This is a genomic window from Rhizobium sp. AN5, assembly GCF_900215255.1.
GTDB lineage: Bacteria > Pseudomonadota > Alphaproteobacteria > Rhizobiales > Rhizobiaceae > Agrobacterium > Agrobacterium tumefaciens.
Genome location: NZ_OCMJ01000003.1, coordinates 984,590 through 1,011,088, shown reverse-complemented (window position 1 = coordinate 1,011,088; position 26,499 = coordinate 984,590). Strand labels below are relative to the sequence as shown.

The following is a 26,499-nucleotide window of genomic DNA, read 5'->3' as shown; positions in this document are numbered from 1 at the left end:
GCAGCCTCATTCCAACCCCAGCGGATCGGCCACCCGTGGCCAAAGCTGGAGGCTTGCCTTCCGATAGGCGGTTGTGGCCGGATCGGTCGGATAGGAAGTGGGCGCGGCGATATAAACGATCTCGGAAGCGACCGGCGCAAAACCCGCATGGAAGTGGTTGGTGGACTTCACCAGCAGCACGTCTTTCCTGGCAAAATCAATGCCGAGATTGGAAAAGATATCCGGCTCATAAGTTTGCGTGCGGCTGGTAATGAGAATGATATCGATTTCCGTTCCGACCGGTCGAACAACGGCGGCGCGGCCGAGCGTGACGCGGCTGTTTCGGAAACTCTGCCACCCTGCTTCTGCAGTGCGCATGACCCTGATCCGGAAATCGAGCGGCTCGCCACCTTCGGGACTGGATTTGCCGCCAATACGCAGATCAATCTCCGCCCCCTCGCCTGCCGCGTGACAGAAAGACACAGCAATCGGATCCCAGATCGTTGCCACACCGATATTGTCCATGCCGCGCTCCACCATGCGCCGCAGAATATGGGTGGCATCACCCGCAACGCCGCCACCGGGATTATCCCATATATCCGACACCACGACCGGCATATCCGGATGCTCACTACGAATGGCGAGAACCCTGTCGAGACCCGATTCCGTGTCGAGCATCGGCATGGCAGTCAACTTGCGCATGGCATAAAGCTCATGGCCGAGTTTTTCGGCCAGTGCGTCGCCTTTTGCCCTGTCATTATCTGTCACGACGACGATACGCGTGCCCATATCTGGTACATCGCCTGCCATGAAACCGTGAATGACGGAAATAGACAGCACGCCGTCCTTACCCTCCAAAGCCTTCAAACGGTCAACATAAGAACGCATCGGTTCGCGGCTGGTGGGGTAAATGGTGATCATGCGGCAATTGAAAGTGGAAATAACCGGCCTGATTTCTCCGCGCAGGGTGCGAAGTGCCAGTTCAACGACGTGCTCACCACGTTCCTCAAAATCCGTATGCGGGAATTCCAGAAACGTCGCCATTATATCGAGATTTTGGACCCTTAAAGGGGTCAAATGGCTGTGGGGATCGAATTCCGCCGCGATCAGTACGTCGGGACCAACAAGCGTGCGGACATGTGACAGGAAATCACCTTCCGGATCGTCATAACCCTGCGCGACCATGGCGCCATGGAGACCAAGAATTACCGCGTCGACCGGCAGTGCGGCGGCAAGCTCGGCAAGAATCGTATCGCGCAGCGTTTCATAGGTCTGGCGCTGTATCAGCCCCGCCGGTTCCGCCCAGCAGGAGGTACCCTCGATTACCGTAAACCCTTCCGCTTTGCCGCGCCGGCGCAGAATTGGTACCGGTGAGGAGCAGAGTGTCGGCGTTTCCGGATGTTCGCCGGGCCCAGCGTAAAAAGCCGCGCGAAAGGCGTCCATGTCCGTCGGGACGGGTGAAAACGTGTTGGTTTCGGTGGCAAGCGATGCCGTGAATATGCGCATGACTGTCATTCTCGTTGCCGATGCCCGCATTTCGGCAGCATCTTTTTTTGCAATTTAATTAGCCGGGTAATATTACCAGACGGTGCCGCGTGCTGCCACGTCTTCCACCCGCGTCACGATACCGTTTCGATGGAAAACCATCCTGTCGAAAAGATTAGTGATGACGCAGGTGTGGTTCGGCACAACCTTGACCAGCTCACCGATTTCCGGCCGGCCCGATGTGCAGCCCGACAAATCGACCACCGCATGTTCTTCCGAAAGCGACGCGATTTTCGCGCCTTCATACCCTTCAATCAGCCCGTAATCGCTGAACCCAAGGAGATCGGAGGTCAAAGCCTTGGAGCCACAATCGAGCACAGCGCGATCAGCTGTCGGTCGCGACACCACGGTGGCAAGAACATGCATTGCCAGATCGCCAGCGGTGCAATGTCCGGCACGCAGCATCGAACGGTCATTATATACATAGGTGCCCGCCCGATATTCGGTTGCGGAGGGAACGAGGTGAGCAGAGAAAAAATCCGGTGAGCCGCCACTGGAGCGAACCGGGCAGTCGATGCCCTTTTCCGCAAGCAACGCCATGGTTTCCCGAATGAAGTTCTCCACCTTTTCAGCGCCACCGGGTGCCGGATAGGTCAAAATGCCCTTGAAATTGAGGCCCGGTGCCGCGACGATCTTTTCTGCAAGCTGCAACACGGCTTCAGGGGCCTGCACACCGCAGCGTTTTCCGCCGGTATCGCATTCGACAAGAACGGAAAGCGGTCTTTCCGCATCGAATGTGCCGGCAAGGCCGGCAATCGTCACGACGCTGTCGGCAACGACGCTCAGCTGCCCTATACGCGCATTCAATGCCCTCAGCCGCGAGAGTTTCGCCGCGCCGAGGATATTGTAGGTGATCAGGATGTCGTCGAAACCGGCATCCGCGAAAACTTCCGCCTCGCTGACCTTCTGACAATTGATGCCGATGGCGCCCGCCTGAAGCTGCTGCTTCGCAACGGCTGGTATCTTATGCGTCTTGATATGGGGGCGAAAAGCCTTGCCATGTCCGTCAAGATAGGACTGCGCCCGCGCAATATTGGCGGCAAGCCGGTCCTCGTCGATCACCGGCATCGGCGTCGAGATCGCATCGAGTGGGGTGCCTTCGTCAGGCCAGGGATAGGTCATCGTCATACGCTCTCAGAATCGGAAATTTGCAATCAAACCAGTGGCTTATAGGCGATAACATCCATTTCAACCTTCGCATCGACCATCAGGGGCGACTGCACGGTTGAACGTGCCGGCGGATGATCGATGAAATATTTCTGGAAGACCGCGTTGAAGCTCGAAAAATCCCGAGCATCATCCAGCCAGACATTGACCTTGACCACATCGGCAAGTGTACAATCCGCAAGCGCCAGAACATCCATGATATTGGCCACAACCTGCTCGGTCTGGGCCACAATGCCGCCGGTCACCACTTCACCATCGACGGTTGGCACCTGTCCAGAGACATAGACGAAATCACCGGCCCACACGGCCTTGGCAAAAGGCCTGCGCTGTCCGCCAGCCTGAGCGTCAGCCGTCTCGAACCGTACCAGTTTCTGCTTTTCCATCGATGCCTCGCAAATAATTTTCATAGAAATCGTATTTTAAGGGTTTAATAGCTTGTTTTGCGTCAATATTCCATAAGTGATGTAAATAATTTAGCAATTGTATGAATCTTAACTCCCAAACCGATGACGTCACGGTGAGCCACTCACATCGCCGCACGTTGTCCAACCGAATGATGAGACCCAAAAGCTATTGTCTATCGCGTTCTATGGAAGCGGCTATCGGCCGAGCCAAGGCTCTTCCAACCCTTAGCTCTATCGCGCAATCAGGAAGCCCGCGACATTTTCGGATATCTGCCTGATAAGAGAAATAGAGAGGTTAGCCGCGGCAAACCTCAGTATCTGAAAAGTTCGAGGAACAGTCTAAAGGTGCGACTGTGCTTTCCGTCAGATCAGCCGTGTGCCGAAACCCGCCGGTCCGATACCACTCTGTCCGTGACAGCTTGCGCGATCTTCTGCGCCTGCACGCGGATATCCGGCACGGCGGTTATCTCCCAGAAGCGGCCCGCCGTCAGCGCCCCGGCGGCAAACAGGCCGGGCCAGATCTGCCCGTGCGCGTTTGACAAGCGCGACTGGCCATCGACCTCGACCCCAAGACCAAAGGGGTCAAGCAAAAGCACGCCACCGTCCCGCATGGTTTCGAGAAGCCGTGAATGACCGATCCCCGCCCTCTCCATTCCGGTACAATTAACGACCCAATCGACCTGAAACTCTTTAAGCGTCTCCGTATGCCGACGGCGATAAAGTACGGCGATCCCCTCGTCCTGCTCCTCTAGAGAGCGGAGATAACCGGCATGAATCTCTAGAACGCCGTCAGATAAGAGCTTTTCGAAAGCCTTATGCACTTCGGGTGCGATTCGGTGCCGGTGAATGTTCCACCAGGGCAAAGCATGGCGAAGAAACCGGCTTCGCTGCTCAGATGTCAGACTCTGCCAAAGCAGCTGGGTCTTCGGCCGTAAACCATCCATGACAGTACGCCACGGCGCACCATCTTTCACCTGCTTACGCAGAGCCTGTAGTAACCGGCTGATCTCGGTCGAACCTTCAGGTAAGCGGGGATCAGCCGGCGACAGGGGCGGGCTGATATGTGGATGCGGCACAAGTCCGCGGCGGGACAAAACGTGGATTGGGCCACGGTGTCCCTTTCCTCGAAGCGTCAGGACCTGATCGATCATCGTCAGGCCAGAACCCAGAATACAGATGCGGTCCCCCGCCGTTACTTTCGACAGCCATCCGGACTGCCAGCAATGCCCGATGATGCGCTGCGGCGTGTCATCATCTTTCGTCAGAGTTTGCACCGGCAAACTTGCCGCGCCGACACCAAGACATAAGACAACGTTTTGCGCGCGCAGCTTCTCACCGTTCTCCAGTGCAAAAGAGAAACCGCCATCGCCATCCGGCCGACAGGCTGAAGCCTTGGCACGGATGAAGTCCACCCTCGCCCGCTGATCCCGGCTTCTCAGCAAGCTGGCGAGCCTGTCCCTGAGATAGAGGCCGTAATCGCCACGTGAGGCAAAAGCCAATGGATCATTGCCGAGCCCATTCTCCGTCAGCCAATCAAGAAAGTCATCCGGCCTGTCGGGGAATACGCTCATCCGCCCTGCGGGCACATTGAGCCGGTGATAGGGTAACTCGGTACGATAGGCCGTACCACGCCCGAAATCCGACTCGTCGCCGACAATGGCGATCGACGCGTCCGCGGGCAGGGATGATAGAAGATGAGCGGCGGTACAGATGGCCGAGAAACCCGAACCGACGATAGCGACATCATAGGACATTCATTCCTCCAACCTGCGACAGCACGAAAGGTCAGGCGGTGGGCGCCGGACCCGTTGATACTCTAGTCAATGAGTAGAGATTAAACACCTGCCAATGTCCACCCTTCACTTTCCGCTGGCGGGATCGCTCATTGCACATTGATACGCAGGATTCTCAAAGTTAGCCGCGGCAAACTTTCTCTCTGATCGCTTCTTGTCAATTTTGAAGGAAGCCAAAAAACCGCATCTCTGCCAGAACGAAGATGAAGTTAGCCGCGGCTAACCGACAAACTGTCACAAAAAGCAAAACTGATTCTTCCACAATGCCTTAGCGGCACTTCTGCATCCGGGAAAAAAGCCTATTGCGCCAAAAAGAGAATCGGCGCTTATATCTCAGTTGCGGAAAAAACCGTCTTTTTCGAAAAAAACCGCAACTGCAATATCGAGCGAAAGTAGATCCATGACACAGAGTGCCGACTCAAGATTTGCTGCAGGGGCACCCGACCTCACGAGCCTTATACAACAGCATTCGGCTGCATTGTCAGCCCAATTGCAGGCGCATAATGCGAATACGTTTTCACCGCATACCGAAAAGAGTATGCGCCATTTTTCGCCGGCGGAAACCGCCCGGCTGATTGGCATCGGTGAAGCCTATCTTCGTCAGATCGCCGCTGAGCGTCCGGAACTCGATGCAGCGCAGGCATCCGGTCGTCGTTCCTATTCGGTAGAGGATATGGACGAGATCAGAAAGTTTCTCGATCAGGGCGCGCGCGGCACACGTCGCTATCTGCCCCACCGTCGCGACGGCGAGGAATTGCAGGTCATCGCGGTCATGAATTTCAAAGGCGGTTCAGGTAAGACCACTACATCCGCGCATCTGGCACAATATCTGGCGCTGCGCGGTTACCGGGTTCTGGCCATCGATCTCGATCCACAGGCCAGTCTCTCCGCTCTCTTCGGTCACCAGCCCGAAATGGATGTCGGCCCGAATGAAACGCTCTACGGCGCGATCCGCTACGATGACGAACGCCGGCCAATCGCAGAGATCGTTCGCGGCACCTATATTCCCAACCTTCATATAGTTCCGGGCAATCTGGAGCTTATGGAATTCGAACATGATACCCCGCGCGCACTGATGCGCCGCGCACCGGGCGACACTCTGTTCTTCGCTCGCATCGGCCAGGCAATCGCCCAGGCCCAGAACTTCTACGACGTCGTGGTCATCGATTGCCCACCGCAACTCGGTTACCTGACGCTGTCGGCGCTGACGGCGGCAACATCGGTTCTCGTCACCGTTCATCCGCAAATGCTTGATGTCATGTCCATGAACCAGTTCCTTGCCATGACTGGCGATCTTCTCGCTGAAATCGGCAGGGCTGGTGCACGCTCCGATTATAACTGGATGCGTTACCTCATCACGCGTTTCGAACCGAGCGATGGGCCGCAGAACCAGATGGTGGCTTTCCTGCGCTCGATCTTCGGTGAAAACGTCCTCATTCACCCGATGCTGAAGAGCACGGCCGTTTCGGATGCCGGATTGACCAACCAGACGCTTTTCGAGGTGGAAAGAACCCAGTTCACGCGCTCCACTTATGACCGCGCACTGGAAGCCATGAACAACGTGAACGCTGAAATCGAGGGATTGATTAAAAAAGCGTGGGGTAGGGCAGCATGAGCAGAAAACAGATTTTCGCCAATCTTGGCACGCCAGGCACAGACAACGATACCACTCCCGAGCGGTCCCGTCCGCGTGTCAGACCCATCCTCGGTTCTCCCGAACTGGTGACGGATGTGTTGAACTCGCCAGTCGGCATGATCGGCCAGTCTCTGAACGAAGTGTCGGAGCGCTCCAAACGTGCTGAAGAGATCGAAAAACGGCTCGCAGAGGGCCTTACGATCGTTTCGCTCAATCCTGCTGATATCGACCCGTCCTTCATACCCGACCGCATGCCAGCCTCAGAAGAGGCGGATTCAGGCCTGGTGGAGGCTATTCGTGAGCAGGGCCAGCAGGTTCCCATTCTGGTGCGCCCTCATCCCGAATTTCCGGGACGTTATCAGGTCGCATTTGGCCATCGCCGTCTGCGCGCCGTTTCCAACCTGGGTATTCCGGTCAAGGCCGTGGTTCGCGATCTCAGCGACGAACAGCTGGTTGTCGCCCAGGGACAGGAAAACAACGAGCGCCGTGACCTAACCTATATTGAAAAGGCGCGGTTCGCCCAGAAACTGCAGATGCGGTTTCCGCGTGATACAATCATGGCGGCGATGTCCCTACACAAGGGCGATCTTTCCAACATGCTATCGGTTGTCGGTCGCATTCCCGAGGATCTGGTCGATCTTATTGGTCCGGCACCTACCGTCGGTCGCCGTAACTGGATGGATCTCGCAGATCAGCTCTCCTCGTCACAGGTCAAGGAAGCTGCGCGCGCTCATGTCAGGGAACCTTCCGTTGCCGCTCTTCCGTCCGAAGAACGCTTCAAGTCGCTTCTGGATTTTCTGAAACCCAAGGCACAGGCAAAGAAAGCCGGTGTCTGGTCTTCGGAAACTGGCAGCAGACTGGCAAAGGTGGTCGAAAGCGACCGCAAGCTGGATATATCCATCGACAAGAACGAGGCGCCGGAATTTGCCGATTTCGTTCTGGAACATCTTCAGGCGCTGTTTGCCGAATATCGGTCCAAGCAGTGATTGTTAATACCAACGACTAACAGGAGACGCATTACAAAAGAAAAAAGCCCCCGAACGTTGCCGCACGGAAGCCTTTCTTTGATCTAAGCAACCAAAGAATCTCATTTCCGCGAATCATAGTCAAGAGTCTTGGCATCGAATTTTTCGGTGAGCGATTTTCTTTTGCCTTGTGAAAGGTGAAAGACATGGACAGCACATGTGTAACGACGCCCTTTGGGCGGCGAGCGATGTCGTTTGGCGTCCTCGCAACACAGTTTGCCGCGCAGAAAAACAAAAAGACAGAAGCGGTCGATAAATGGAAACTCTACCGTTCGGTCTGTGAAGCGAGACCATTGCTCGGTGTGACCGATCGCTCTCTCGCGGTCTTGAACGCCCTTCTGAGTTTTTATCCGAAAAATGAACTCTCCAGCGAAGCCGGATTGGTCGTCTTTCCGTCGAATACGCAATTATCATTGCGGGCACATGGAATGGCAGAACAGACATTGCGCCGGCATCTCTCGGCTCTCGTCGAGGCCGGTCTCATCATCCGCAAGGATAGTCCAAACGGAAAACGCTACGCGCGTAAGCACAGGGGCGGGGAAATCAGCGAAGCCTATGGTTTTTCGCTGGCACCGCTTCTCGCCCGCAAATCGGAAATAGAGGAACTCGCCGAACGCATCGTTCGCGAGCGGCTCGACCTTCAGCGGCTTCGTGAAAACATCAGCCTGTGCCGCCGCGATATCCAGAAGCTTTGCGAAATGATAGCCGCCAGCGGTGATGTCGTAACGTCAGAAGGATTCCAGGCGCGCTACAATGCCATTGCCCGGTCTCTCGGCCGTAATTCAAAGCCTGTCGAACTCAAGGAAATCGCCGGATTTTTGGTCTCCCTGCGTGCAGAAGTGACCAACTATCTGGAAAATATTGAAAATTCGGAGAAATCGGGCGGCAATGACTGCCAAAATGAGCGCCTCATAAAGAATTCAGAATCCGAATCTATATCTAAACCGCAAAATTTGCGTGAACCGGTAATCCTCGCACCTGCCGACACGACAGTCGTACAGCCAGAATATGCCGTACCCGTCAGTGCAAAACCTTCGCCGCAACAGCCAAAGCCTGTTCTTCATAAGCAATTTTTTGTTCCTGATATTGTTTTGGTTGTGAAGGCTTGCCCGGATATTTCCCTCTATGCACCCCGAGGAGCAGTGACTGGATGGCGTGATCTCGAAGTGGCGACATCAGTCATTAAAACCATGTTTAACGTTAGCCAGTCGGCCTACCAGGACGCCCTCACCACTTTCGGTCGACAGGGAACAGCGGCGATTCTTGCCTGCCTGCTGCAAAAGGCCGACCAGATCAGCTCGCTGGGCGGATATCTGCGCAATCTCACCCGTAAGGCCCACGAGGGCGGGTTTGATCTTCAGGCCATGCTTCTGGCGCAACTGCGGGGTCGAACTGACGGGATAGAGAGAAGCATGGCTGTATGAGTTCTTGAGGACGGACAGAAAATGGCGTCGGCTTGCCGAACTCCCAGTCTGGAGCTACATTGACGCTGTTTCTGCAAGACCCCGAAGATTCGCTGTGAGGCTGCCAGTGTTTACGAACAGACCGCGCTGGCAGGGTTCCTATGGTTAATGCAAAGTGATGAAAGTTAAGCGTTAATTGACTTTCGTTTGAGTTATTCCATGATTGGTTTCAATCGCTTGAGTCCGGGCATCTTTTAGCGGGATTGCGATGATAAGGGCAGGAAAAGCGCGATTTTTATGCGTCTCTCGCCTGACTGGACTGGGTAATGCAGAGATCTCGATATGGCACGACGTTGGAACTGAACCTTCCTTAAGATTGTGCGTTTCCGTGTCGATGTTGGAAGGGGGGGTGAGCCTATGGTTTTTCCAGACGATATGGAGCTGGCTGTCGCTGTTTACATGGCGGACATTGCCTTGCCTCGACATACCGCCATCGAAAAGCTCTTGAGGGCGGGACTTGAAGAAGCCGGTTATTTAACCGGAGGTGAGGGGCGGCCGCCGGAAATTGTCGACGGGCAACCAAGTTCGGATTACGTGCAATATCGCACCTATCTGGACGAGGACAGCTGAAAGACGGCGGGAACCAAACCGGGCGAGGGCTGTTTATGGCGCAGTCAATTGTGACAGGATGTGCCGATGTTCTCCAAGTCCCTCTTTATCGCGACAATTGTCATCTCCGCGACGAGCCACCCGATATTTGCTCAGCCTTTGGAGGTCAGCATATTGGAACCGACCAATACCCGTAGCGCCGCATTCTCGTCTGGGGCGACCGCATCGAATTATATTACCGATGTCTCCGGCAAGACAGTGCGTCTGGTAGGACCGCGTTTTTATCCCGACAATGCGCGGGCGCTGCAGTTTCCCGGCCGGGACTCGAATGTTAATTCTTCGGCTGAAGCGCAACGCTAACGCGATCGCAATAATTCATACCGACGAACAGGGGCAGAATGGGAACCGAAAGCGAAACGTCCGGGCAGAAACCGGATGCGCAAACCTGGATCAAACAGGATGGGCACAAAGCAGAAAAGGCGACCTTTCCTGAACTATTCTTCGATCTGGTTTTCGTTTTCGCGCTCATTCAGCTTTCCCATGCGCTTGCAAAGGACTTCGGACCGACAGCGGCGCTTGAGGCGGGCATCCTGATATTGTCACTTTGGTGGCTGTGGATACACACCGCCTGGATCACCAACCTGCTGAATACGGAAAAGGAGCCTGTCCGGATTCTGCTTTTCGTCCTGATGTTCGGTGGGGTGCTTTTGGCCATCGCGCTGCCGGAGGCTTTTGCGGAACAGGGTTTCGTGTTTGCTCTGATCTACAGTGCCATGCAGGTGGGGCGGAGCCTGTTTGCACTCTATGCCTTCAAGGGAGAGGACAGGCAGTCTTTTCTGGTTTTTGTGCGAGTGACGATCTGGCTAGTCATATCGAGCCTGTTCTGGCTGGCTGGCGGGCTTGTCGATCTGACGGATAGAATCCTCCTGTGGGGTATCGCACTCGCTATCGAATATGCCGGACCCGCTTGTCGTTATGTCGTCCCGGGATTGAAAGCAAGCGATGCGGACAAGCTGCATCTCTCCGGCGAGCACCTTGCGGAGCGCTGTGCGCTTTTCGTCATCATCTGTCTCGGGGAAACGATTCTAACCACCGGCCGTACGGCCACGGAATATATGAATACCGGCCTCACATTCATCGTCTTTTGTTCGGCCTTCGTCAGCACCGTCACAATGTGGTGGATCTATTTCCATCACGGGCAGGAAGAGGCCTCCAGAAAGGCCGAACATGCGGACGAGAAAGCGAAGATCGCCCAAAATCTTTTCAACTACGGACATCTGCCTATCGTGGCCGGCATCATCCTCACGGCAGTGGGAGAGGATTTCAGCCTGTCCCATGCCCATGAAGGGACGACGATGAGGGAGTCCATCGCAATTCTTGGCGGCCCGATCCTGTTTCTAGCCGGTAATATCGGCGTCAAGATTGCTGCCACCTATCAGCGGCCGATCTCGCATTTTGCCGGAGTAGCGGCGCTCTGCCTGCTTCTGCCGGTGCCGGGCGTGCCGCTTTTTGCGCTGCAACTGGCAAGCACGGGGATTTTGCTGCTGGTGGCGCTGTGGGAATATCTGGCGCTGAAAAAATCAGTCGCCAACGCCTAAGCAGTGGCGAAATCGCGTGCCCTGTCGTTCCATAGCCTCAGGCTGCGGGCATAGGCCTCTTCGAAAGGCAGCACCATATCATTGACCAGCATCAGGGCGATGGCAGCGGTGGAGACGATTATGGTTTCCGCTCTTTCGTCTCTGGCCGCCCCCGTCCAGACTGCGCGCCAATATTCGAAGGTGGTGAACATGGTCGGCATTTCGGCCGGTGGGGTTTCGCGGGCGGGAATGACGAACTCGACATCCTCGCCCTTGGAAAGACCGAAAATCCGGGTGCTGCGGAAGGGTGTAAATTGCGCGAAATCCCGCGTATTGCCGAGAATGGCAAGGGTTTCGACCGAAAGCAGCCGCGCGGTATCGCGATGGAGCTCCTGATAAGAGGGGCGGGCGACGCCGATAATGGTGCTTCTGGCGCGAAGTGGATTGAGAAGATGCACGACCGTATTGAGCGGCAGGCGCATTTCCAGAACGCCGTGCAGGCCAAGCAGGCTCTGAAACTGTAACGACAGTCCACCGATCGGCAGATAGGCGATCCCGTGCGAGGCAGTGGCCTTGGCCGCCTGCGAAAGTGAATGGCAGAGCGGTATCCCGCAGGCTTCAGCGGCGAGTTCGAGCTTGCCGCCATTTTCTCCTTGGCCCACGTGGCCGTGTAACAAGACGCTATATCCCGCCATGGAAACAAGACGTGCGGAATGCAGGAACCAAGGTGCATCGCGATGTTTGGGCGACATATAGGCCGGCCAGTCGAGATCGACCGATGCGGGCGCTTGCTGGTCTCTTTTTATATGGCCCCACATGGCTTCGATAAAACCGGCAAGCTCTGCCGCGGTCACACCGCGATAATGCATGGTCGCAAGCAGCGCTCCGATCTGTATGGGATCTGCATCGCCTTCGAGAATGATCGAAAGCGCGTCCATCGCCTCTTGCTGACTGAGCGGGCGGCTGTTGCCGATGCCCATCGCCGAGGTCGCTATATATTTGGCGAGCCTGTGCTGCGGATCGGCATTGTGGCCGATGCGGGCAAGGCGGTCCGCTATATTTTCCGGTGTCGGCTGACCTTCCAGAAGAACGCTGGGGCGCAGCGAAAGAGGCGGCGCCTTCATCAGCACCGGCCGTTCCCAGCCGCTAACATTGGCGGCGGCGGGAGCTGCCGCTTTTTCCTGTGAATAATCGATCAGGTTTTCCGCCTCCGCCGCCAGCGAACGAATGCGCAGCCGCATGGTCTCGGCAAAGGGGGTGGGTCGCAAACCCTGGCCGGTACGCAGAAACAGCTGGTCGCCGTATTTCTCGCGCAGCTGCTGTAATATCCGGCTCATCGATGATGTCGGCAGTCCCATGCCTGCCGCTGCGCGGCTGACGCTTCCTTCCCGCAACAACGCATCGAACGCGACAAGTAGTTTCAGCTGACCAAGCCTGTCGGGCTTTGTCGGGGAAGCTGGTTCTTCTTTTCTCTTGCCGGTTGTCATCTTGCTGTTTTTTTACCCCGCCGCCGAATGGCGGAGCCCTTTTTGCAATTTCTGGAATTTAGAACTGTTCGAAAACAAACGCGTTGCGCCAGACCTCCCTCCTAAATAAGTGGGGTTAAATTCTCAAGTTAAATGCGGGGGCGTAACATGGAATTGAAGTACCGCGGGCAGGATATGGCCGCGACGATAATAAAGGCTGGCATTTTCGTCGCTATGGCGGGAACGGCGCTCAGCGCTGCATTGCCCGCTTTCGCGCAGCAGGCGACCGACGGAACCACCGTTCTTCAGCAGATTGTGGTGACCGCGTCGGGCTTCGAGCAGAATGTGAAGGATGCTCCGGCCAGCATCACGGTTGTGACGCGAGAAGATCTGGAAAAGGGATCTTACCGCGATCTGACAGACGCCTTGCGCGAAGTTCAGGGCGTGTCTGTCACCGGCATTGCCAATGAGAAGGATATTTTCATTCGCGGATTGCCCGGCGCTTACACGCTGATCCTGGTTGACGGTAAGAGGCAGAGCACGCGCGATGCCCGTACCAATGGTAATTCCGGCTTCGAACAGAGTTTCGTGCCGCCGGTTTCGGCGATCGAACGCATCGAGGTCGTGCGCGGCCCGATGTCCTCTCTTTACGGTTCCGATGCCATGGGCGGCGTCATCAACATCATCACCCGCAAGGTCGGAGATGTCTGGTCTGGCTCCGTGACCAGCGAGGGTACGGTTCAGCAACACTCAAAATTCGGCAATAGCGGCCAGGTGTCCTGGTATGCCAATGGGCCGATCCTGAAGGACCGGCTGGGGCTGCAGATCTGGGGCAGGGGCTTCACGCGCGGCGAAGACCGCATATTGAATGGTACGACGAGCGCGAAGGAATACGATTTCAATGGACGTTTGACCTTCACGCCGAATGAGGATCACGACATCTATCTCGAGGCTGGCAAAGCACGGTTGCGCCGCGATGCCCAGTCCGGCGAGACGCTGGCAGCCAATGCAGACGGCACCTACAACACCAATACGCGCGACCATTGGTCATTGTCGCATACCGGCCGGTGGGGACCGACCACGTCCGAATTCTCCTTCCAGCAGGAATGGGCCGAGCGTACCAACTTCACCAGAAACTTTCGCACGGGACGCATCACTGAAAATCCGCGCTCGCCGGAGGTTCGCAATAGCGTTCTCGACGGCAAGTTCACCACGCCGTTCGAACTGTTCGGCAACCATACGCTCGTCACCGGCGGTCAATATTTCGAGGCACAGCTGAAGGACCAGAATCCGGGACGCCGTACCGGTCGCGACGAAACTTTCTCGGCGACGCAATGGGCACTCTTCGTCGAGGATGAATGGCGCATCGTCGATAGCTTTGCGCTGACGGGCGGCCTTCGTCTGGATAACCATGAAAAATATGGCAATCATTTCAGCCCACGCCTTTACGGCGTCTGGAGCGCAACCGACGATCTGACGATCAAGGGCGGCATTTCAACAGGTTTCCGCGCACCGGAAATCCGCCAGATCGCACCGGGTTATGCCTATACGACGGGCGGCGGTGGGTGCACCTATGCCTCGAACGGTACCTGCGGCGTGATCATCGGCGATCCGGGTCTGGAGGCGGAAAAGAGCACGAGTTATGAATTGGCAGCACTCTGGGACAATGGTGATGTCGCCTTCGGTGCCACCTATTTCTACACAGATTTCAAGGACAAGATTTCCAACGCGCTGGTGCTCAATCCGGATGGAACGCCTGCCCGCTGGAGCGAAGACAGCAATTATCGCCTCTGGTACAACTACAATATCGACGATGCGGTCATTCAGGGCATAGAACTGACGGCAGCATGGTATGCGACGCCGGAACTGACATTGCGCGGCAACTATACCTATACGCATTCCGAACAGAAGACGGGCGATTACGAGGGTTTTCCGCTGGCGCGGACGCCGGAGCACATGGCCAATCTGAGAGGCGAATGGGTCACCCCGGTGGACGGGCTGGAAGCCTGGGCTTCGGTGAACTATCACGGATCGGAAATCAATGCGGGTCCGCGCATCGGCACGAACGGCAAACCGGTTACGATCAACGGCAAGGCCGGGCGTAAATATGACGCTTACACCACCCTCGACATCGGGGCGAAATATGCGGTGGCCGAAAATGTCGATCTCAACGCGGCGGTTTACAATGTATTCGACAAGGAAGTCGGCGCTGACGATTTCAACACGGTCATGGAAGGCCGCCGCTTCTGGATCAGCATGACCGCCAAATTCTGATCCGCGATATTTAAGAATTCAGAGGCGCCCGATGGGCGCCTTTTTTGCCATCCATTCTATTGACCTCAACTATGGTTGAGGAATTATACCGGCTGCTCTCTAGTGTGTTTCCGCGTTTTTCAGAGCGGAGGCCGTTCAGAAAACGGAGCCGGCATGGAAAATACCATCTTTAAACACAGCCTGACGGTTGGGGAGGTTGCGCGTCGTAGTGGCGTCGCCGTTTCAACCATCCATTTTTACGAGGCGAAGGGATTGATCGAAGGCTGGCGCACCAGCGGGAACCAGCGTCGTTATCATCGCGCCGTCCTGCGGCGCATTGCCATTATCCGCATTGCGCAGCGGGCAGGTATCCAGCTCAGCATCATCAGGGACGCCTTGGCGGATTTGCCGCAGGACAGGGTGGCGACGACCGCTGACTGGCGCGTGTTCTCGCAATCCTGGCGGGAAATGCTGCAGCTTCGTATCAACAGCCTGATTATGCTGCGCGACCAGCTTACCGGCTGTATCGGTTGCGGTTGCCTCTCACTTGATGACTGTCCCTTACGCAATCCGAACGATGTTCTGGCCGATGCCGGCGCGGGCCCGCGCCGTCTCGTATCCGTCAAATGAGCAAGGTTTCCGGCTGGCCGCTTTAAAAGCAATTGTTCCTACTCGACGTCGGCCGGAACCCAGACACTGACGCTGCCGCCATTGGTGGAAAACAGACCCTTGCCATGCTCGTCAAGGGTGATCTGTTCGTGACGGTGACCAAGGAAATCGCGCCATACAGCTCCCGCCTGCTCAGGGCCGAGATCGATCTGTTTTTCCGCCGCCTCGCCGTTCGACATCACCACTACGCAGCCCGGCTCATCGGCGGTACCGTGGCGAATAAACGCAATGCAGCTCGGATCATCGAAAATATCCGTCTGGGCACCGTTGGAAAAGCGGCTGCGTGCCTCGATGAGCTTCGGAAGGCATTCGATAGCCGGCATGACGATCTCATGGTCGTTGCCGTCATTGCCGGTGTCTGTATAGGCCGTACCGAAAAGATCGGGATAAAAGACGCAAGGCACACCTTCTTCGCGCAGCAGAATGATTGCATAGGCAAGAGGCTTGAACCAAGGTTCTACCGGCGCTTCCAGAGATTGCAGCGGCTGCGTGTCGTGGTTGTCGACAAGCGTGACGGCGTGATCTGGAACAGCGGAAAGCAGCGAACCATCGAAGATAGTGCGCATGTCGAAATCGCCGCCCTGCTTGGAGGCGTCATGGAAGCGGTGGTGAAGGGCGACATCGAAGAGCATCAGCTGCTTGTCGACCAGATCGAGATAGCTTTTCAGCGCGTCTATATCGGGGTGCCAGTATTCCGCCACGACGAAGAGGTCGGGATTAATCGTGTCGCGCATATGGCCTACCCAGTCGCGGAAGAACCATGCCGGAATATGTTTGGCCGCATCCAGACGGAAACCATCCACCTGCACCTGTTCGGCAAGCCACCGGCCCCAATATTTCAGTTCCTCGTAGACAGCCCTGTTTCGGAATTCGACATCCGCGCCCATGAGATAATCAAAGTTGCCGTTTTCCTCGTCGACCTCCTCATTCCATTCGCCGTCGCCATATTCGTTGACGAGACGGAAAATGCCGTCCTCATCAGGCTCTTCGATGTGGTCGACGCCGCTGAAGCACTTCAGGTCCCAGATGAATTTGGAATGCGTGCCGTTTCGGCCCGGAAAGGTGAAGCGCGTATAGGCGTGCGCCTCGAAATCCTCGTCCTCTATCTCGGTGCGGTCATCGGGATTGACGCGGCGAACCCGCACCTTCTCCCGTTCATCCGCGCCCATCTTGTGATTGAGAACCACGTCGTGAATGACGCGGATGCCGTTTTCCTTCAGCGTCCGACCGGCCTGTTCGAGGGCAGCACGATCACCGTATTTGGTCGCCACGGTTCCCTTCTGGTCGAATTCGCCAAGGTCGAAGAGATCATAGGTATCGTAACCTACCGAATAACCTCCGGCAGAACCCTTGTAGGCTGGCGGTAGCCAGACGTCGGTAATACCCATTCGGGCAAGGCTTTCCGCCTTTTCGGCCACCTCGCTCCATAATTTCCCTCCGTCCGGATAGTACCAATGGAAGAATTGAAGCAAGGTGCGTCCGGCCATATTTCCCTCATGATGGTTAGCAGGTCGCGCCATAAACGGCCCGGCGGCGAAAGGGTTCCGCCGCCGTATTGACCAAACTTCGATTGTGAGGGGACCACCTTCCCTGATGGGTCCGGTGGCCTCGTTTATGCGTTATTCCGCAATTTCGAGAAGTGCCGCGCCTGCCTGAAGATAGTCGCCTTCCTTGACGATCAGGCGGACCTTGCCGGCCTTCGTCGCCACGATTTGCGTTTCCATTTTCATGGCTTCCATGACGGCCAGAAGATCGCCTTTGGAAACAGTTTCGCCATCGTTCACCTTGAACGATTGCAAGGTGCCGGAAACGGGAGCGATAATTTCACCTTCCTTCTCCTTGACCGACGCGCTGGGGGCAGCGGCATTGCCGCCGCTGACAGCGCCGAGGCCGGAGAGCAGCAGGTTCGGCAGGCCGACAGAAACACGCTTGCCGTCGATTTCCAGAAAGGTGCGCGTGATGGAAGGGTCTTCAGCCGGTGCCGGGCGTTCCATGGCGTCAGGCATGGCGGCGAAATCGGTCTCGATCCAGCGGGTATGAACCTTGAAACCGTCGGTGCCGATGAAGTCGTCCGTCTCGATTGCGGCGCGATGGAACGGCAGAACCGTGGCAACGCCTTCGATACGGAATTCTTTCAGCGCGCGGCGCGCGCGGCGCAGAACCTGATTGCGGTCGGTACCCGTGACGATGAGCTTCGCCATCAGCGAGTCGAATACGCCAGGCACGCTGGAGCCGCTGACGACGCCGCTATCTACACGGATGCCGGGGCCGGAAGGAGCATCGAAAATCGAGATCGTGCCGGGTGTTGGCAGGAATCCTCGGCCGGGATCTTCGGCATTGATGCGGAATTCCATAGAGTGGCCGCGCGGTTCCGGCGTTTCAAGCACCCGCAGGGTGTGGCCCTCTGCGATGCGGAACTGCTCGATGACGAGATCGATACCGGTGGTTTCCTCGGTAACGGGATGTTCCACCTGCAGGCGCGTATTGACCTCCAGGAAAGAAATCGTGCCATCAACGCCGAGCAGGAATTCGACGGTGCCGGCACCGGAATAGCCCGCGGCCGCACAGATCGCCTTTGCCGCGTCGTGGATTTTTTGTCGCTGTTCGGCAGACAGGAACGGGGCCGGAGCCTCCTCTATCAGCTTCTGGTTCCGACGTTGCAGCGAGCAATCGCGGGTGCCCAGCACCAGCACATTGCCGTGCTTGTCGGCCAAAACCTGCGCCTCGATATGGCGGGGCCGGTCGAGGAAGCGTTCGAGAAAACATTCGCCGCGACCGAAAGCGGCGGTCGCTTCGCGAACGGCGGATTCGTAGAGATCGGCGATCTCTTCCATCTTCCATGCGACCTTCAGGCCGCGCCCACCACCGCCATGCGCTGCCTTGATGGCGACGGGCAGGCCGTATTCTTCGGCAAAAGCGGTGACTTCGGCGGCGGTAGAGACGGGGCCGTCACTGCCGGCCACCAGCGGTGCGCCGACGCCGGTAGCGATGCGCCGCGCTTCCACTTTATCGCCCAGCGATTCAATGACATGTGGGTCGGGGCCGATCCAGCTAAGGCCGGCATCGATAACCGCCTGCGCAAATTCGGCGCGTTCGGACAAAAAGCCGTAACCGGGATGCACGGCATCCGCGCCGGCGCGTTTGGCAATCGCGATCAGCTTGGCGATATCGAGATAGGTTTCGGCGGGGCGCACGCCTTCCAGCGCATAGGCCTCATCCGCCAACCGAACGAATAGCGCATCCTGATCGGGATCGGCATAAACGGCAACCGATTGCAGGCCGTAATCACGGCATGCGCGGATGATCCGCACCGCGATCTCGCCGCGATTGGCAATCAGCACTTTTTTCATCGCTATTCTCCCTACAGACTTTTAGCCGCCGCGATTTCGGCAAAAGGGCCGATCGGGCGGAACTTGATTTTGGCATTGACGGGGATTTGCCCCGCGAGATCGAGATGGTATTCCGCGACCGCGCCGATGACGGGATAGCCGCCGGTCAACGGGTGGTCGGCAAGGAAGAGAACGGGCTGGCCGCTATGGGGAATCTGGATTGCTCCGGTGGCCGTGCCTTCGCTCGGCAATTCGGCACTGTCCCTGCGCTCCATCGGCACTTCGCCGGCAAGGCGGATGCCGACGCGGTTGGATTGCGGCGTGACCTGCCAGAGTTGGCCGGTCAACGTGTCTAGACCCTTTTGCGTGAACCAGTCGGTGCGCGGCCCGAGAACCACGTCGAGCGTCACAATATCGCCGGTTGCCGGCGGATCGAAGGCCGGAGCCTCGTCGACAGACACGCTGGAAAGCCCGGTCTTTTCACCCTTCAGCAGCAGGATAGTGCCCGCAGTCACGCTTTCTGGACCGACTACGGCGAGCGTATCCGTCGCATAGCTGCCAAGCACGGGCTCGACATCGAACCCGCCACGCACAGCAAGATAACAGCGCATGCCCTTCGGCGGCTGACCCAAGGTTACGATATCGCCGGGTTCGAGAGAGACGGGAACATAGGTTTGTGCAGTGAAACTGCGTTCTGCGGTCTTGACGGTGATGGGGCAGGGCGCGCCCGCAATGCCGATAACGGCGCGGCTCGTGCTTTTGAAGGAAAAACCGCCGAGCGTGAGCTCGAGACACGGCGAGTTGACGGGATTGCCGACGATACGGTTGGCGGCGTTAAACGCGCCACGATCCAGTGCGCCGGAGGCGGAGACGCCCTGTCCGGTTTGGCCGAAGCGGCCGAGATCCTGAAAAATGGCGGGCATGGGGGCCGCGAGCACCTCGAAATGCGGGCCTTCTCTTGTCATCTCAGTCTGGGCGGTGCGCGGCGCGGAGGCGGGAACATCAACCGTTCTTCCGGCCTTGTCCATATCGAAGAAACGCACGCGATAACCCGGCTGGAAAAGCGCACCGGGATCACGGTCTATATCCCACATCTTCACCGGTGTGGTGCCGATGATCTGCCAGCCGCCGGGGCTGTTTTGCGGATAGACGCCGCTGAAGGCGCCAGCCAGCGCCACCGAACCCGCCGGAATGCGGGTACGCGGGCTTTGCCGGCGCGGCACGTGAAGAGCCGTATCGCCGCCAACCAGATAACCGAAGCCGGGCGCGAAACCGCAGAAGGCCACGGTGAATTCGCTTTCGGTATGGCGGCGGATGACGTCGTCGACGCTCATGCCGGTCAGTTCGGCAACGTCGGCCAGATCCTCGCCGTTATAATGGACGGGGATTTCCACCAGATTGTCCGAGGGCGCGATTTTTGCGGAGAGATCGCGGCTGGAAAGCCGTGCAACCAGCGCCTCTGCGCCAATCTTTTCGGGGCGGAAACGGATCATCAGGGTGCGGGCAGCCGGAACCGTTTCGTCGATGCCCTCGATCGGATCGTTCTGAAGCGAGGCGAACAGCGCCAGCGTTTCATCGAGATCGGCAAGTTCGACGAGAATGGTGGTGAGGCTGACGGGGAGAAAGCGCATCATATCCTCACGCGTGATAGGCAGAATCGGGAATGTCGGTGATGAACATGTGTCCGGGCGCATGCGTAATCGCGAAAGGCACACCGGAGGCCATGACCGCAGCCTGAGGCGTCACGCCGCAGGCCCAGAAAACTGGAACCTCGCCGGGCTCGATCCGCACCGCATCACCGAAATCCGGTTTCGCGAGATCCGATATGCCGATTTCTTCCGGCGCGCCGACATGCACGGGCGCACCGTGAACCGCCGGAAAACGTCCCGAAATTGTCGCGGCATCGGCCACGCGCGAAGCCGGGATCGGCCGCATGGAAACGACCATGTTGCCCTTAAATCGTCCGGCCGGCCGGCACGGGCGGTTGGTCAGATACATCGGAACGTTGCTTTTGTCGGTCATGTGACGGATTTCGATACCCGCTTCGACCATCGGCGTTTCAAAGGTAAAACTGCAACCGATCAGGAAAGCGACGAGATCGTCGCGCTCTGCCCAGGCGGCGGTCGCATCCGCCGTTTCCTCGGCAAGTTTGCCATCCCGCCAGATACGGTAAAGCGGCAGGTCGGTCCTAAGATCGGCACCGGGGGCAAGAAGCGTGGTTGGTGAGCCGGGATCTGAAACATCTAGCACCGGGCAGGGCTTGGGATTACGCTGCGCATAAAGCAGGAAATCGAAGGCCCAGTCGCGCGGCAGCACGATCATGTTGGCCTGCGTGAAACCGGGAGCGATGCCGGAGGTCGGAGCAACGAGGCCGCCACGATAATCGGCGCGAGCCGTCCGGGCGGCATCCGCATTGGTGTGGCTCAGAAAGGATAAGGGTATCGTCATTGGTCGCCCTTTTGAAGAATGGATGCAAAAGAGCGGATTTCGATGCCCTCGGCTTCGAAACGGCGGCGGATTTCCTGGGCGATCGCGACCGCGCCGGGGCTGTCGCCATGCACGCAGATGGATTGTGCTTCTATCTTGATACTGCTGCCGTCGATGGCTTCGAGTGTTCCTTCGCGGGCAAGCTGCACCATCCGGTCGGCAATTTTGGCAGCGTCGTGCAGTACGGCGCCCGCCTCACGGCGCGAGACGAGTTGGCCTTCGGGCGTATAGGCGCGGTCAGCAAAGGCTTCTGCGACGACGGCAAGGCCTGCCTTGCGGGCGAGATCGAGGATGGGCGCATTGGCAAGACCCATCAGCACCAGCGAGGGATCGACGGCCTTGATACCGTCGATGACCGCCTGTCCCTGTTTCGCGTCATTGGCGATGCGGTTGTAAAGCGCGCCATGCGGCTTCACGTAACGCACCGTGGTTCCGGCAGCGGCGGCGACACCCTTCAGTGCGCCGATCTGGTAGATGACATCGGCGATCAGCTCTTCGGAGGTTACATCCAGATCGCGGCGGCCAAAGCCGACGCGGTCCGGATAGGAGACATGGGCGCCCACGACCACGCCTTTTTGGGCGGCGGCCTTGACGGTGCGGTAAATCCCGGCCGGGTCGCCGGCGTGAAATCCGCAGGCGATATTGGCGCTGGAAACGATGACGAGCATCGCCTCGTCGTCCCCCATGCTCCACGCGCCGTAACTTTCGCCAAGATCGCTGTTGAGATCGATAGCGGCCATGTTTGCCTCCCTTTAATTATCAGTAGCCGAGCAGGGCGAAAATCGCGCCCGCCGACTTATAGGCCATATACCAGGTGAGTACGCAGGTCAGCACGCCAAGCACGAGCAGCCAGCGCGGGTAGTGATAGCCATGCATCAGATCGGCGCGTTTCCATGCGGCATACATGAAGATCGAAAGGCCGATCGGCAGAACGAGACCGTTGAGGCCGCCGACAAAGACGAGCATGGCTGCGGGCGGTGTGGTGATAATGACATAGGCGATCAGCGAGATGGCGATGAAGCCGACGGTGGCTAGATTGCGCTGGCGTTCCGTGATGTCGGGCTTAAATGCCGTCAGGAACGAAACGGAGGTGTAGGCCGCACCGATGATGCTGGTCATGGCCGAGGCGAGGAAGACCGCGCCAAACAGACGGTAGCCGATATTGCCGGCTGCGGCATGGAAGGCCTGACCTGCCGGGTTCGCGGCCTTGCCCGAGAGATCGATGACCACGCCGCTTGCGACGACGCCGAGAATGGCGAGGAACAGGATGTAGCGCAGCACGCCGGTAATCGCGATGCCGCTCAGGGCGGCGCGATTGACCGCGTTGATATTTTCAACGCCGACCATTCCCTTGTCCAGCAGGCGATGCGCGCCAGCGTAGGTGATGTAGCCGCCGACCGTGCCGCCGACGATGGTGGTGATGGTGACGAAGTCGACGGTATCAGGCAGGAAGGTCTGACGGAAAGCTTCCGCGACCGGCGGGCCGGAAACATATGCCGCATAAAGAATCAGCGCGAGCTTGACGAAGGCGGCCACAAAAACGACGCGGTCCATGGCGATGCCCGCCCGGCGCGACAGGAAGATGCCGATGGCCGCCAGTGCGCCGATGGCGCCACCGATCTTCGGGTCAAGGTCGATCATGGCGTTGAAGCCGAGGCCTGCGCCGCCGATGTTACCGACGTTGAAGAACAGGCCGCCGATGATGACGAGGATGGCCAGCAGATAGCCAGAACCCGGAATGGCGGCATTGGCGATGGCAGGGGCCCGCATGCGGGTGATGGTGACGATGCGCCAGATATTGGCCTGCACGACAAAGTCGATCAGGATGGAAATGATGATGGCAAATGCAAATGCGGCGCCCAGTTTCACCGTAAAATTCGCTGTCTGGGTGATGAAGCCCGGCCCGACGGCGGACATCGACATCAAGAACATCGCCGAAAGCAGGGCATAACGTTGGTTCTTTGCCTTCTGTGCCGCCTCATTCGGGTCGGCGGGCGTGGGCATTTTCTGCTCCATGGATTTTCTCCGCTCCTGTCGCAATCCGCCCCTCGCGGATGCTTTATGCCGCCGATCTTGTCTTGTTCCGTGAGATTGTCAATATTGTTCAACAATAAATGATAATCGTTCTTTTATTTTGTCTATTTGTTGGACGTTATGAGTATGAATTCATCACGTTTTTTTGGCGCTTTGCTGAAGCTTTGTGCTATGGGCAATCATGCCGTGTCCGAACATGCCTGTCACGGAATTCCCAATGTTGCATTGCTCTTAAGGAAAGCGCCATGACGGAAACGATAGAGGGTCTGCCGCTTGCGGATCGATTGGCAAAGGGTATTCGCACCCTGCTGATCTCCGGTGAGCTGATGCCGGGCCAGCGTCTTTCGGAAGCAGCCTTCAGCGAACGTTTCGAGGTCTCCCGCAATTCGCTGCGTGAAGCCTTTCGTCTCCTGACCAAGGATGGTCTGCTGCGTCACGAGGCCAATCGCGGCGTTTTTGTCGCCGTTCCCACCCTGGCTTCGGTGATTGATATTTACAGGGTGCGCCGCATGGTCGAATGCGGGGCGCTGCGTCAGGCCTGGCACAAGCACCCGGCCATCCGGACAATGCGCACGGCGGTCGATGATGCCAGGATAAAGCGCGACCAGGCAGACTGGTTAGGCGTGGGCAGCGCCAACATGAAGTTCCACGCCGCCGTGGTCGACCTTCTCGACAGCGCTCGTCTCAGCGATTTTTACGAGCGAATCGCCGCTGAGCTCAGGCTTTGTTTCGGCCTGCTGAAAGACCCGGAACAGCTCCATTCCCCCTTTGTGGACATGAACAGCAAGATCCTGTCGCTGATGGAAGAGGGCAAGGCGGCTGAGGCCGGTGACGAGATGGAAATCTATCTCAATCTTTCCGAGCGGACGGTTTTGAAGGCGCTCGAACGGGCGTCCTGAGAAATCAGGCGGAGCGGGATGAAAACGTCCCTTTCACGTCCGCTCCATTTTTATATCGGCGCCTGATTGCCAAGTTTGTTGCGGTGCGTCATCAATGCCGACATGACGCTTCGCGACCTCACCATTCTCGTTATAGACGAAAACGCGATCCGCGCCTCGATCATCGAGGAGGGGCTGCGCGAGGCCGGGTATAATCGCGTGACGCTCATCCATGAGGTGCACGGCGTGGCGCGGACCATCGAGACGCTGCAGCCCGATGTCATCTTCATCGATCTTGAAAATCCCAACCGGGACATGATGGAGCATCTGTTTCAGTTGACACGCACGGTCGGCCGGCCGATCGCCATGTTTGTCGACCGCTCCGATACCGCGTCCATCGAGGCGGCCGTTGAGGCCGGTGTTTCGGCCTATGTCGTTGACGGGCTGAAGAAAGAGCGCGTCAAACCCATCCTCGATATGGCGGTCAGCCGCTTCAACGCTTTCAGCCGTCTGCGACAGGAACTTGCCGAAGCAAAATCGGCGCTCGAGGAGCGCAAGGTCATCGAGCGCGCCAAAGGCATTTTGATGAAAATGCGTGGCCTGTCCGAAGAGGAGGCTTTTGCGCTTCTGCGGCAAACGGCGATGAACGAGAAAAAGAAAATATCCGAGATCGCGCAAAGCGTGGTCACCGCGGCCGGTCTGTTGATGTAACGAACCCGCCGGCGGGACAGTCGAGGAGTGTATGATATGGCGGCACAGGAAAAATCGGCCGGTTCAAAAGCGGGCGCGCCGGCAATCGTTGGCAGCGACCGGCAAAAAATCCTGCGGGCAGGTTTTATTCCTCTTGTCGATGCGTCCGTCCTCATTGCTGCGGCGGAATTCGGCTTTGCCGAGCGCGAAGGCCTGACGCTCGATCTCGTCAAGGATGTGTCCTGGGCGAATGTGCGCGACCGGCTGGCATTCCGGCAATTCGACATTGCCCATATGCTGTCGCCGATGCCCGTTGCCTCCATGCTGGGACTCGGCTCGAACCCTTCGCCGACGATCACGCCGTTTTCACTTGGACGCGGCGGCAATGCGATAACGCTTTCAACGCGGCTTTTTGCCCGGATGAAGGCGTTGACGGGGCTTTCCGAAACGGCGGGGGCGCTGGAAAATGCGAAGGCCTTAAAGCAGGTGCTGGATGACATGCGAGCGCGGGGCGAAGCTACACCGACGCTCGGCATGACATACCCGTTTTCCTCGCACAATTACGAATTTCGCTATTGGCTCGCCGCTGGTGGCATTCATCCCGATCACGACGTTAAACTGGTGGTCGTACCACCGCCATTGACGTCGGATGCATTGGCGGCGGGCGCCATCGATGGTTTCTGTGTCGGTGCGCCGTGGAACATCGTTGCCGCCGAGCGCGGTGTGGGCAGGATCGTCGCTGCCAAGCAGGATTTGTGGCCGTCTGCGCCGGAAAAGGTGATCGGGATGCGGCCTGAATGGGCTGAAAGCCAGCAGGAAACGGTCAGCCGGCTGCTGACGGCGCTCGATGCCGCCGCGCGTTGGTGCGACCTTGCGGAAAATCACGATGATCTGAGCAGGACACTTGCCGATCCGCGTTATATCGGTGCGCCGCAAAGCATCATCCGCCATGTGCTTGCCGGTGAATTCAACATCGACAGCCAGGGCAACCGCCGGGTCATCGACAAATATTTCCTCTTCCACGGCGGCCATGCCAATTATCCGCGCCAGAGCCAGGCATTGTGGATTTACAGCCAGATGATCCGCTGGGGGCAGACGGAATTTTCGCAAGGTGGTGTGGAGGCCACCCTGTCCGCTTACCGTCCGAATATTTATCGGGCGGCGCTGGGCGATGCCAATGCGCCCGATGATGCCGATATTCGAGTCGAAGGGCAGGATGCGGGTGACCGGTTCGTGGACGGTTTTGTTTTCGATCCCGCAGACATTGCTGGCTATGTGAACGGCTTTTCCGTGCGCAGTTCTGCCCCGTTTTCCATCTCCCAAAGCGAGGCCTGACAGCCGTCGGCCGGGCAAGCTGCGCAAATTTCAAGCGCGGAATTTATCCAGTTGCGCAAACCATAGACAAAATTTCTGCTGATTAAAATTTAATCGTCCGATTCAATCTCGGAAATTCCGTTTTTTTCCAATGCGATAGCTTCCATAAATAAAACTGGCACGCCTCTTGCGTCTTCGTCTTTGCACTGGTCAACGGCGATCGGGGCGAGCAGGGCGCGGC

22 protein-coding genes are annotated in these 26,499 nt (G+C 57.6%); 11 read left to right on the top strand and 11 right to left on the bottom strand.

The genetic code is table 11. The features are described 5' to 3' along the window. Positions 1-6: 6 nt before the first annotated feature. The 4 genes from CRP02_RS08005 to CRP02_RS07990 all read right to left on the bottom strand — a co-directional run bounded on the left by CRP02_RS08005 (position 7) and on the right by CRP02_RS07990 (position 4,849). A complete protein-coding gene (locus CRP02_RS08005; protein ID WP_097170741.1) occupies positions 7-1,485 on the bottom strand; it encodes a M81 family metallopeptidase in 1,479 nt (492 codons plus the stop codon). 72 nt (positions 1,486-1,557) lie between these two features. Continuing rightward, on the bottom strand, positions 1,558-2,646 hold the full coding sequence (locus tag CRP02_RS08000) for a D-TA family PLP-dependent enzyme (protein ID WP_097171294.1): 1,089 nt from the start codon (positions 2,644-2,646) through the stop codon (positions 1,558-1,560). A 32-nt stretch (positions 2,647-2,678) separates the two neighbouring features. After that, positions 2,679-3,074 carry a RidA family protein gene (locus CRP02_RS07995; RefSeq protein ID WP_097170740.1) on the bottom strand — a complete coding sequence of 132 codons (396 nt, stop codon included), beginning with the start codon at positions 3,072-3,074 and terminating at the stop codon, positions 2,679-2,681. Between the two features lie 389 nt (positions 3,075-3,463). After that, on the bottom strand, positions 3,464-4,849 hold the full coding sequence (locus CRP02_RS07990; protein ID WP_097170739.1) for an FAD/NAD(P)-binding protein: 1,386 nt from the start codon (positions 4,847-4,849) through the stop codon (positions 3,464-3,466). Between the two features lie 439 nt (positions 4,850-5,288). Here CRP02_RS07990 and repA point away from each other — a divergent pair, with 439 nt between their 5' ends. The 6 genes from repA to CRP02_RS07960 all read left to right on the top strand — a co-directional run bounded on the left by repA (position 5,289) and on the right by CRP02_RS07960 (position 11,159). Then, positions 5,289-6,503, top strand: a complete 1,215-nt coding sequence (gene repA / locus CRP02_RS07985; RefSeq protein WP_029658853.1) for a plasmid partitioning protein RepA — start codon at positions 5,289-5,291, stop codon at positions 6,501-6,503. Further along, positions 6,500-7,510: a plasmid partitioning protein RepB gene (repB, locus tag CRP02_RS07980; protein WP_097170738.1), complete on the top strand. Its 1,011-nt coding sequence runs from the start codon at positions 6,500-6,502 to the stop codon at positions 7,508-7,510. Before repA ends, repB begins: the two co-directional genes overlap by 4 nt. A 185-nt stretch (positions 7,511-7,695) precedes the next feature. Then, on the top strand, positions 7,696-8,973 hold the full coding sequence (gene repC, locus CRP02_RS07975; RefSeq protein WP_097170737.1) for a plasmid replication protein RepC: 1,278 nt from the start codon (positions 7,696-7,698) through the stop codon (positions 8,971-8,973). A 396-nt stretch (positions 8,974-9,369) separates the two neighbouring features. Further along, complete coding sequence (locus CRP02_RS07970; RefSeq protein ID WP_097099822.1) at positions 9,370-9,582, top strand: hypothetical protein; 213 nt, start codon at positions 9,370-9,372, stop codon at positions 9,580-9,582. Between the two features lie 66 nt (positions 9,583-9,648). Continuing rightward, positions 9,649-9,921, top strand: a complete 273-nt coding sequence (locus CRP02_RS07965; protein ID WP_097170736.1) for a hypothetical protein — start codon at positions 9,649-9,651, stop codon at positions 9,919-9,921. A gap of 38 nt (positions 9,922-9,959) precedes the next feature. Beyond that, a complete protein-coding gene (locus CRP02_RS07960) occupies positions 9,960-11,159 on the top strand; it encodes a low temperature requirement protein A (protein WP_097170735.1) in 1,200 nt (399 codons plus the stop codon). On the opposite strand, the gene CRP02_RS07955 is transcribed toward CRP02_RS07960, so the two are convergent. Then, entirely contained in the window at positions 11,156-12,625 is a 1,470-nt protein-coding gene (locus CRP02_RS07955) for a glycosyl transferase family protein (protein ID WP_097170734.1), read from the bottom strand. The genes CRP02_RS07960 and CRP02_RS07955 overlap by 4 nt on opposite strands. Before the next feature lie 147 nt (positions 12,626-12,772). On the opposite strand from CRP02_RS07955, the gene CRP02_RS07950 reads away from it, so the two are divergent. Then, positions 12,773-14,878: a TonB-dependent receptor plug domain-containing protein gene (locus CRP02_RS07950; RefSeq protein WP_097170733.1), complete on the top strand. Its 2,106-nt coding sequence runs from the start codon at positions 12,773-12,775 to the stop codon at positions 14,876-14,878. Positions 14,879-15,031: 153 nt separating this feature from the next. Continuing rightward, positions 15,032-15,487 (top strand): redox-sensitive transcriptional activator SoxR, encoded by a 456-nt coding sequence (soxR, locus tag CRP02_RS07945; RefSeq protein WP_003511623.1) that lies wholly within the window; start codon positions 15,032-15,034, stop codon positions 15,485-15,487. 38 nt (positions 15,488-15,525) lie between these two features. Here soxR and amyA read toward each other — a convergent pair whose 3' ends face one another. The 6 genes from amyA to CRP02_RS07915 all read right to left on the bottom strand — a co-directional run bounded on the left by amyA (position 15,526) and on the right by CRP02_RS07915 (position 23,358). Next, a complete protein-coding gene (gene amyA, locus CRP02_RS07940) occupies positions 15,526-17,013 on the bottom strand; it encodes an alpha-amylase (protein WP_097170732.1) in 1,488 nt (495 codons plus the stop codon). 132 nt (positions 17,014-17,145) lie between these two features. Next, entirely contained in the window at positions 17,146-18,876 is a 1,731-nt protein-coding gene (locus CRP02_RS07935; protein WP_097170731.1) for an acetyl/propionyl/methylcrotonyl-CoA carboxylase subunit alpha, read from the bottom strand. An 11-nt stretch (positions 18,877-18,887) separates the two neighbouring features. After that, positions 18,888-20,486, bottom strand: a complete 1,599-nt coding sequence (locus CRP02_RS07930; RefSeq protein ID WP_097171293.1) for a 5-oxoprolinase/urea amidolyase family protein — start codon at positions 20,484-20,486, stop codon at positions 18,888-18,890. 7 nt (positions 20,487-20,493) lie between these two features. Then, positions 20,494-21,303 carry a putative hydro-lyase gene (locus tag CRP02_RS07925; RefSeq protein ID WP_003511619.1) on the bottom strand — a complete coding sequence of 270 codons (810 nt, stop codon included), beginning with the start codon at positions 21,301-21,303 and terminating at the stop codon, positions 20,494-20,496. Then, on the bottom strand, positions 21,300-22,082 hold the full coding sequence (locus CRP02_RS07920; protein ID WP_097170730.1) for a LamB/YcsF family protein: 783 nt from the start codon (positions 22,080-22,082) through the stop codon (positions 21,300-21,302). Before CRP02_RS07920 ends, CRP02_RS07925 begins: the two co-directional genes overlap by 4 nt. A 19-nt stretch (positions 22,083-22,101) precedes the next feature. After that, the gene (locus CRP02_RS07915) at positions 22,102-23,358 is read right to left on the bottom strand and encodes an NRAMP family divalent metal transporter (protein ID WP_065662395.1); all 1,257 of its coding nucleotides are present in this window, start codon (positions 23,356-23,358) and stop codon (positions 22,102-22,104) included. 263 nt (positions 23,359-23,621) lie between these two features. Here CRP02_RS07915 and CRP02_RS07910 point away from each other — a divergent pair, with 263 nt between their 5' ends. The 3 genes from CRP02_RS07910 to CRP02_RS07900 all read left to right on the top strand — a co-directional run bounded on the left by CRP02_RS07910 (position 23,622) and on the right by CRP02_RS07900 (position 26,279). After that, positions 23,622-24,275, top strand: a complete 654-nt coding sequence (locus tag CRP02_RS07910; protein WP_003511611.1) for a GntR family transcriptional regulator — start codon at positions 23,622-23,624, stop codon at positions 24,273-24,275. Positions 24,276-24,377: 102 nt separating this feature from the next. Continuing rightward, positions 24,378-24,965, top strand: coding sequence for an ANTAR domain-containing response regulator (locus CRP02_RS07905; RefSeq protein WP_003511609.1), 588 nt, complete (start codon positions 24,378-24,380; stop codon positions 24,963-24,965). Positions 24,966-25,001: 36 nt separating this feature from the next. Next, positions 25,002-26,279, top strand: a complete 1,278-nt coding sequence (locus tag CRP02_RS07900; protein WP_097170729.1) for a CmpA/NrtA family ABC transporter substrate-binding protein — start codon at positions 25,002-25,004, stop codon at positions 26,277-26,279. Positions 26,280-26,499 lie beyond the last annotated feature (220 nt).